Raw genomic sequence first — 7,427 nt, forward strand, 5'->3', positions numbered from 1 at the left:
CAGGGCCATGACGGAGAGACCGCAGTACGTGACGCTGGGCGTCGGCCACGAGGTGTTCGCCCTGCCGGTGGAGGTGGTGCAGGAGATCCTCGATCCCCGCCCCATCGCCCACCTGCCGCAGGCGCCGGCCCACCTGTTGGGCATGATCGACGTGCGCGGGCGCGGCGTGCCGGTCATCGACCTGCGCCGCAAGCTGGGCTTGGCCCCGGCCGAAGCGGGGGCGTCGGGCGACGGCACGCGCATCCTGGTGCTGGAGGTGCCAGTGGCGGGGCGGGGCCTCGTCCTCGGCCTCGTCGCCGACCGGGTGTTCGAGGTGACGGCGCTGGACGAGGACCGGCTGGCGCCGCCGCCGGAGATCGGGGCGCGCTGGAACTCCGCCTGTATCGCCGGGGTGGGGCGGCGGGGCGGCGCCTTCGTCATCGTCTTCGACCTGGAACGGCTGCTGGCCGCCGACGCCGTCCTGTTGCCGGACGGCGCCGCGGCCGGGCTGGCGGCCTGAACGCGGGGAGACGGCCATGTTCGACCAGCTGAGCGAGCGCAACTACCAGCGCCTGGCCGAGGTGATCCACGCCCACAGCGGCATCCGCATGCCGCCCGCCAAGCGCACCATGATCGAGGGGCGCCTGCGCAAGCGCCTGCGCGCGCTGGACGTGCACAGCCTCGACGAATACTGCCGCATCCTGTTCGACCGCGACGGGCTGGAGGGCGAGTTCGTCCACCTGATCGACGCGGTGACCACCAACAAGACCGACTTCTTCCGCGAGCCGGACCACTTCCGCTATCTGGCGGAGGAGGCGGTGCCGTGCCTGCGGGCGGAGCGCCGGGCCGGCGCCGACCGGCCGTTGAAGGCGTGGAGCGCCGCGTGCTCCTGCGGGGCGGAGCCCTACACGCTGGCCATGGTGCTGGCCGAGCTGGAGCGTGGTCACCATCAGGGGACGCCGCGCATTTCCATCCTCGGCACCGACATCTGCACCCAGGTGTTGGAGCAGGCGGTGGCGGCGATCTACCCGGCCGAGATGATCGCCCCGGTACCGGCGGAGATGCGCCGCCGCTACCTGCTGCGCGCCCGCGACCCGGAGCGGCGCGAGGTGCGCATCGCGCCGGAACTGCGGCGCCACGTCCGCTTCGCGCGGCTGAACCTGATGGACGCGCGTTATCCGGTGGACCAGGACATGGACGTGATCTTCTGCCGCAACATCCTGATCTATTTCGAGAAGGACACGCAGCAGGCGGTGCTGAAGCGGCTGTGCCGGCACCTGCGGCCCGGCGGCTACCTGTTTTTGGGCCACGCCGAATCCATGATCGGCGGCGACCTGCCGGTGAAGCCGGTGGCCGCCACCGTGTTCCGCCGCGGATAGGTGCCGCCATGGGACATGAGCCGGAGCACAAGCCGGGACGCAAGCTGCGCGTGCTGATCGTCGACGATTCGGCCTCCGTCCGCCAGACGCTGGCCGACATCCTGGCGTCCGACCCCGGGATCGAAGTGATGGGCACGGCCGCCGACCCCTTCGTCGCCGCCCAACGAATCCAGCACGAGGTGCCGGACGTCATCACCCTGGACGTGGAGATGCCGCGCATGGACGGCATCACCTTCCTGCGCAAGCTGATGGCACAGCGGCCGGTGCCGGTGGTCATGTGCTCCTCCCTGACCGAGGAGGGCTCCCAGACGCTGTTGCAGGCGCTGGAGGCCGGGGCGGTGGACGTGATCGCCAAGCCGCGCACCGACACCCGCCAGTTCCTGCTGGAAGCGCGCGTGCGCATCTGCGACGCGGTGAAAGCGGCGGCGCAGGCCCGGGTCGGCGGGCGCCGCGCACCGGCGAACCCGGTGCCGGCCAAGCTGTCGGCCGATGCCGTCATGCCGCGTCCGACCTCCAGCCGCGCCATGGCCCGCACGACCGAGAAGGTCGTGTGCATCGGCGCCTCCACTGGCGGCACCGAATCCCTGCGCGCCGTGCTGGAGGCGCTGCCGGAGGACTGCCCCGGCATCGTCATCGTCCAGCACATGCCGGAGACGTTCACCGCCGCCTTCGCCCGCCGCCTGGACGGGCTGTGCCGGATCGAGGTGAAGGAAGCGGCGGACGGCGACGCCGTGCTGCCCGGCCGGGCGTTGATCGCGCCGGGCAACCGGCACATGCTGCTCCAGCGCAGCGGGGCGCGCTACACCGTGGCGGTCAAGGACGGGCCGCTGGTGTCCCGCCACCGCCCGTCGGTGGATGTGCTGTTCCGCTCCGCCGCGCAGTACGCCGGGGGCAACGCGGTGGGCATCATCATGACCGGCATGGGCGACGACGGCGCCCATGGATTGCTGGAGATGCATCAGGCCGGCGCCTTCACCATCGCCCAGGACGAGGAGACCTGCGTCGTCTTCGGCATGCCCAAGGAGGCGATCGGTCTGGGTGCGGCCGACAAGGTGGTGCCGCTGGGCACCCTGCCGGCCGAGATCATGCGGGTGCGGGCATGAGGAGGTATCGGTCATGAACGCCTGGCTCTCCCGTCAACCCGAAGGGGCTTTCGCTGGCTCAAGGCTTCCGGTGTTCGCCATGCCATCGGCCGACGCCAGTCTTGCCGCCACCCTGCGCGACGTTGCGGCGGCGACGACGGAGCCTTTCGTCCCGGCCGAGCGAGCCATCCTGGCCATCGGGGAGCGGCTGTGCGACGCCAGCGACGCGCTGGGCCGGCTGACGTCCGTCTTCGAGACGCTGCCGCACGAACTCGACCACGAGGACGTGCGCGACACCATGCAGCATCTGGGCGCCGTGGCCGGCACCCTGTCCGGCATCGCCGGCACGCTGGCCGACGAGCGCGCGGCGCTGGAGGATCTGGCGGAGCGTGCGAAGAGCGTCGGTGAGCGGGCGCAGCGGCTGCACAAGACGGTGGCGGCGGTCTCGGTGTTGGCGGTGAACGCGCGCATTGCCGCCGCTCACATCGAGGCGGAGCGCGAGGACTTCTCCATCTTCACGGTGGAGATCGCGCGGCTGACCGCCACCGCCTCCGGCACCATCGACCGCTTCGCCCACGAACTGGAGCGGCTGGGCGGTCAGTTGCGCTCGGCCGCCGCCAGCCAGGGCGCGTTCGAGCGGGCGCACGGCGCCGACCTGCGCGCCGCCGCCGCCCGGCTGGAGGCATGCCTGGACGCCGTGCGGCGGCGCCGCGACCAAGCGGCTGCGGCGGCGAGGGAGATCGGCACCCGTTCGCGCCGGATCGCCGAGGGGGTGAGCGCCGCAGTGCGGTCGCTGCAAATCGGCGACATCACGCGCCAGCGGGCGGAGCACGTGGGGCACGCGCTGGAGGTGCTGGCCGGCGCGCTGGCGCAGGACGGTGACGGCGGGTGGAGCGCCGCCCTATCGGAGGAGCAGCGCGCCGCCGTGGTGTCCGCCGTTTGCCGCCTGCAATCCACGCAGGCCGGGCGCGCCGCCGCCGAGTTCGAGCACGAAATTCGCAGCCTGACGATGGCCCTGCTGGGGCTCGCCGACGAATCCCGCGCCATCACCGGGTTGGGCGACCGGCTGTACGGGGCGGCGCAGCAGGGAGCCGGCACCTCCTTCCTTGCCGATCTGGCGGCCGAACTGGGCAAGGCGGAGGCGCTGATGGGCACGTGCGGGGAAGCGCGCGCCGAAGTGGATCGGGTGGCCGAAACGGCGTCACGCTCGCTGGCATCCCTGGTGACGGAGATCGAGGCGGTGCGCGGCATCGAGGTCGACATGCGTCTCGTCGGGCTCAACACCGCGCTGAAATGCGGGCGCCTGGGCACGCAGGGCCGGACGCTGAGCGTCATCGCGCAGGAGTTGCGGACCTACGCCAACCACACGGTCGAGGACGCGCAGGCGGTGATGGCTGGCTTGCGGGAGGTGGTGGGGGCGGCCGAGGCACTGCACCGTCGCGGCGTCGAGCAGAGCGCCTCCCGCATGGCGTTGCTGGGGCAAGAGACGGCCGCCGCCGTTGCCCGATTGGATGCCATCGGGGCAGGCCTGTCGGCGGCGCTGGCGACGCTGGAGGGGGAGGGTGGCCGGGTCGCCCGTGTGCTTGCCGATACGGCCGCCGGCATCACCCTGCACGAGGAAGTTGGCCGCGCGCTGCGGGCCGCCGCGCAACGGCTGGACGCGCTCGCCGCATCGGAGGCGGGTGGCGACGAGAACGCCGAAGTGGTGCGCGAGCGTGTGCTGGCCGTCCTGAAGGGACACTACACCATGGCCAGCGAGCGCGACATCCACGACCTGTTCACCGGCGCGGAGACGGTGGCGGGCCACGATCCGCCGAATGTGCCGCTGGCCGGAAAAGCGGAGGCGAACGTCGATGACCTGCTGTTCTGACACCGGTCGCTCCGACGCCGTGCCGGGCGGCCTTTGCCTGCCCGGCACGGCCCCTTCGGGCACGCCGACGCGCATCGTCATCGTCGACGACAGCGTCAGCTCTCTGGCGGCGCTGGAGGCGCTCGTGCGCGCCATTCCCGGCTGCGCCCCGCTGCCCTTCGCGCGCTCGGCCGAGGCGCTGGCATGGTGCCTGCGCAACGACTCGGACCTCATCCTGCTCGACTACCACATGCCGCCGCCCAACGGGCTGGAGTTCATCGCCGCCTACCGGCGCGAGGCGGCGCATCCGGACGTGCCCGTCGTCATGGTGACGACGTCCGGCAGCCGCGACGTGCGCCTGCGGGCACTCCACCTGGGCGCCACCGACTTCCTGACCAAGCCGGTGGACGAGAGCGAGTTCCTGGCCCGCATCCGCAACCTGCTGCGCCTGCACCAGAGCCACCGGATCCTGACCACGCGCTCGCAATGGCTGGCGGAGGAGGTGGCCCGCGCCACTTGCACGCTGGTGCAGCGCGAACGCGAGACGATCCTGTTCCTCTCCCGCGCCGCCGAGCACCGTGACCCGGAGACCGGAGACCACCTCGTGCGCATGGCCGCCTACGCCCGCATCATCGCCGAAGGGATGGGGCAGCCGGCGGACTTCGTGGAACTCATCCACACCGCCGCCCCCATGCACGACGTCGGCAAGATCGGCATCCCCGACCACATCCTGCTGAAGACCGGCCGCCTGACCGCGTGCGAAGTGGCGATCATGCAGCAGCACACCGTGTACGGGCACGAGATCCTGGCCGGCAGCAGTTCGCCCCTCCTGCTTCTGGCGGCGGAGATCGCGCTGAGCCACCACGAGCGGTTCGACGGAGCCGGTTATCCGCACGGCCTGCGCGGCGGGGACATCCCGCTGGCGGGCCGCATCACCGCGCTGGCCGACGTGTTCGACGCGCTGACCAGCGTGCGCCCGTACAAGGAGGCGTGGCCGGTGGAGCGGGCGCGCGCCTACGTGCTGGCGGAAAGCGGCGCGCATTTCGATCCGGCCTGCGTCGAGGCCTTCCGCGCCCGCTGGCCGGAGATCCGCGAGGTCGCCGCGCGGTACTCGGCCAATGCCGCTCCGGTGCCGGTCCGCGCCCCCGTGCATTCTTAATGCGGTGCATTCTTAATAGTGTGGGGGAGGGCGGTCGTCCTGCGGCGAGCGCTCGACTCCGGCTTCCAGGTCCGCCAGCCGCTCGCGCAGGCGGCGGACCTGCGCGGTCAGCAGGTCGATGGTGCGGCCCTGCTCGAACATCACCGTGGAGAGTTCCTCGGCCATGCGCTCGTGGTGGGCGAGGCGGGTTTCCAGGTCGATGAGACGGCATTCGAGCGAAGGGTCTTGTGCGGCGTCGGCCATGCGAAATCCTTAGGCTTGCGTGCGGGCTTGCGTGCAGACGATTGCTCCGCGAAGCGCTCTCTCCTACACCTGGAGGCCGAAGCGGTGCAAAGTGGCGCTGCAACGTCTCGCATATCAATCTCCGGACAATGGTAGGGGAGAGCATGGACACCGAGTCCATTCGCAAAGCGTACAAGCGCTACGCGCGCATCTACGACAACACGTTCGGGCACCTGCTGGCGCCCGGCCGGCATGCCGCCGTGGAGCGGATCAACGAGAAGGGCGGCCTGCGGGTGCTGGAGGTCGGCGTCGGCACCGGCCTGTCGCTGACGACCTACCGCAAGGACAACACCGTCACCGGCATCGACCTGTCCATGGAGATGCTGCGCGTCGCCCAGCAGCGCGTGGAGCGCGACGGGCTGACCAACGTCGAGGGCCTGCTGCAGATGGACGCCGGCAAGCTGGCGTTTGAGGACGGCAGCTTCGACCTCGTCGTCGCCATGTATGTCATGACCGTGGTCCCGGACCCGCAGGGCACCATGGCGGAACTGCTGCGCGTCTGCCGGCACGGCGGCGAGATCCTGATCGTCAACCACTTCGCCGACACCAAGCCCGGCATCCGCAGCTTCATCGAACGCGCGGCCGCCCCCTTCTCCAAGAAGCTGGGCTGGCGCCCGGACTTCACCATGGACGCGCTGCTGCGCGGCTGCCCGGTGACGGTGGAGGCGGTGCACAGCATGCCGCCGCTCGGGCTGTTCAGCCTTCTGCAGTGCCGCCGTGCCTGATCGGCAGGGCGTATGAAAAAAGCGCTGGACAGGGGGCGTGGGCATCCCATATAAGCCGCCGTCCCTGACGACGGCATGTTTGGCCACGGCGGGCGGCGTCAGACAAGACGCTGCTCCGATCAAGGTTCGAATGTAAACGTTGTTCATGGCTCGGCTCATCGCCAGAATTGGCAGAGGCACGCTCAAGTAGCGTTTAGATAAAACGCTGCGGAGTGTCTTTCGCCAATAATGGTTTTGCTGCCGGATTTGTTGGGTGGCTGGCGGTTTCGCCGGGCGCCGGACAAAAAAGAAAGAGCCGCTTCGATTTCTTGTTGACGCGGGGCGGCGGGATGATTAAGTTAGCTCTCATCGGACGGCGGCGGTGACGCCCCGGACGATCTCCTAGAGAGAGCCGACGATGCCGGGTCCGCCGATGGTGGGCCAATCGGTGTCGCTTTGGGTCTCTTCACCGAATGTCCGGTTTGTCGGGCCGCCCCTCTTGGGGTTGGTGGCAGCCGAGCGGCTCTCCAGGAGTTGCGGGTTCTTTGATAAATGAATATCGTTTCGAGAAGGGATGCGCAGGCGGCGAGACCTGCGGTTGGGGTCCTCCGGTGGAGGGGCCTGGCACAAAACGGGGTCGTTTGACCGCGCATTCCAAGCCAAGCAGAGATACAGAATCGAGCTTAGGTTGGTGTGTCGCTACAGGCGACCCCATCAATTGCCCTGGTCTTTCGGGACTTGTGGTGAATTGAACCTGAGAGTTTGATCCTGGCTCAGAACGAACGCTGGCGGCATGCCTAACACATGCAAGTCGAACGATGGCTTCGGCCATAGTGGCGCACGGGTGAGTAGCACGTGGGAACCTGCCTTTCGGTTCGGGATAACGTCTGGAAACGGACGCTAACACCGGATACGTCCTTCGGGAGAAAGTTTACGCCGAGAGAGGGGCCCGCGTCCGATTAGGTAGTTGGTGGGGTAACGGCCTACCAAGCC

The 7,427-nt window shown here is 69.6% G+C and carries 7 protein-coding genes and 1 rRNA gene; 7 read left to right on the forward strand and 1 reads right to left on the reverse strand.

Features of this window, described 5'->3' with window-relative positions; all coding sequences use genetic code 11:
• Positions 1-7: 7 nt before the first annotated feature.
• The 5 genes from VED21_RS25875 to VED21_RS25895 all read left to right on the forward strand — a co-directional run bounded on the left by VED21_RS25875 (position 8) and on the right by VED21_RS25895 (position 5,448).
• Positions 8-499 (forward strand): chemotaxis protein CheW, encoded by a 492-nt coding sequence (locus VED21_RS25875; RefSeq protein ID WP_324887485.1) that lies wholly within the window; start codon positions 8-10, stop codon positions 497-499.
• A 16-nt stretch (positions 500-515) separates the two neighbouring features.
• A complete protein-coding gene (locus VED21_RS25880; RefSeq protein ID WP_324887486.1) occupies positions 516-1,358 on the forward strand; it encodes a protein-glutamate O-methyltransferase in 843 nt (280 codons plus the stop codon).
• An 8-nt stretch (positions 1,359-1,366) separates the two neighbouring features.
• Positions 1,367-2,461 (forward strand): chemotaxis response regulator protein-glutamate methylesterase, encoded by a 1,095-nt coding sequence (locus VED21_RS25885; RefSeq protein WP_324887488.1) that lies wholly within the window; start codon positions 1,367-1,369, stop codon positions 2,459-2,461.
• Between the two features lie 79 nt (positions 2,462-2,540).
• Entirely contained in the window at positions 2,541-4,310 is a 1,770-nt protein-coding gene (locus VED21_RS25890; RefSeq protein WP_324887490.1) for a hypothetical protein, read from the forward strand.
• Entirely contained in the window at positions 4,294-5,448 is a 1,155-nt protein-coding gene (locus VED21_RS25895) for an HD domain-containing phosphohydrolase (RefSeq protein ID WP_324887492.1), read from the forward strand. The genes VED21_RS25890 and VED21_RS25895 overlap by 17 nt, the downstream gene beginning before the upstream one ends.
• Positions 5,449-5,460: 12 nt before the next feature.
• Here the strand turns inward: VED21_RS25895 and VED21_RS25900 are convergent, their stop codons facing one another.
• Positions 5,461-5,691, reverse strand: a complete 231-nt coding sequence (locus VED21_RS25900; RefSeq protein ID WP_324887494.1) for a SlyX family protein — start codon at positions 5,689-5,691, stop codon at positions 5,461-5,463.
• A gap of 143 nt (positions 5,692-5,834) precedes the next feature.
• Between VED21_RS25900 and VED21_RS25905 the strand changes: the two genes are divergently transcribed.
• On the forward strand, positions 5,835-6,455 hold the full coding sequence (locus VED21_RS25905; protein WP_324887496.1) for a class I SAM-dependent methyltransferase: 621 nt from the start codon (positions 5,835-5,837) through the stop codon (positions 6,453-6,455).
• A gap of 729 nt (positions 6,456-7,184) precedes the next feature.
• Positions 7,185-7,427, forward strand: a 16S ribosomal RNA gene (locus tag VED21_RS25910); the annotation flags it as partial.

It is taken from the genome of Azospirillum sp. (genome assembly GCF_035627195.1).
Taxonomy (GTDB): domain Bacteria; phylum Pseudomonadota; class Alphaproteobacteria; order Azospirillales; family Azospirillaceae; genus Azospirillum.

Bases quoted from the DNA above. Each gene is read 5' to 3' on its own strand.
- VED21_RS25905 (WP_324887496.1), top strand. From the start codon at position 5,835: ATGGACACCGAGTCCATTCGCAAAGCGTACAAGCGCTACGCGCGCATC.
- VED21_RS25900 (WP_324887494.1), bottom strand. From the start codon at position 5,691: ATGGCCGACGCCGCACAAGACCCTTCGCTCGAATGCCGTCTCATCGAC.
- VED21_RS25885 (WP_324887488.1), top strand. From the start codon at position 1,367: ATGGGACATGAGCCGGAGCACAAGCCGGGACGCAAGCTGCGCGTGCTG.
- VED21_RS25875 (WP_324887485.1), top strand. From the start codon at position 8: ATGACGGAGAGACCGCAGTACGTGACGCTGGGCGTCGGCCACGAGGTG.
- VED21_RS25895 (WP_324887492.1), top strand. From the start codon at position 4,294: ATGACCTGCTGTTCTGACACCGGTCGCTCCGACGCCGTGCCGGGCGGC.
- VED21_RS25890 (WP_324887490.1), top strand. From the start codon at position 2,541: ATGCCATCGGCCGACGCCAGTCTTGCCGCCACCCTGCGCGACGTTGCG.
- VED21_RS25880 (WP_324887486.1), top strand. From the start codon at position 516: ATGTTCGACCAGCTGAGCGAGCGCAACTACCAGCGCCTGGCCGAGGTG.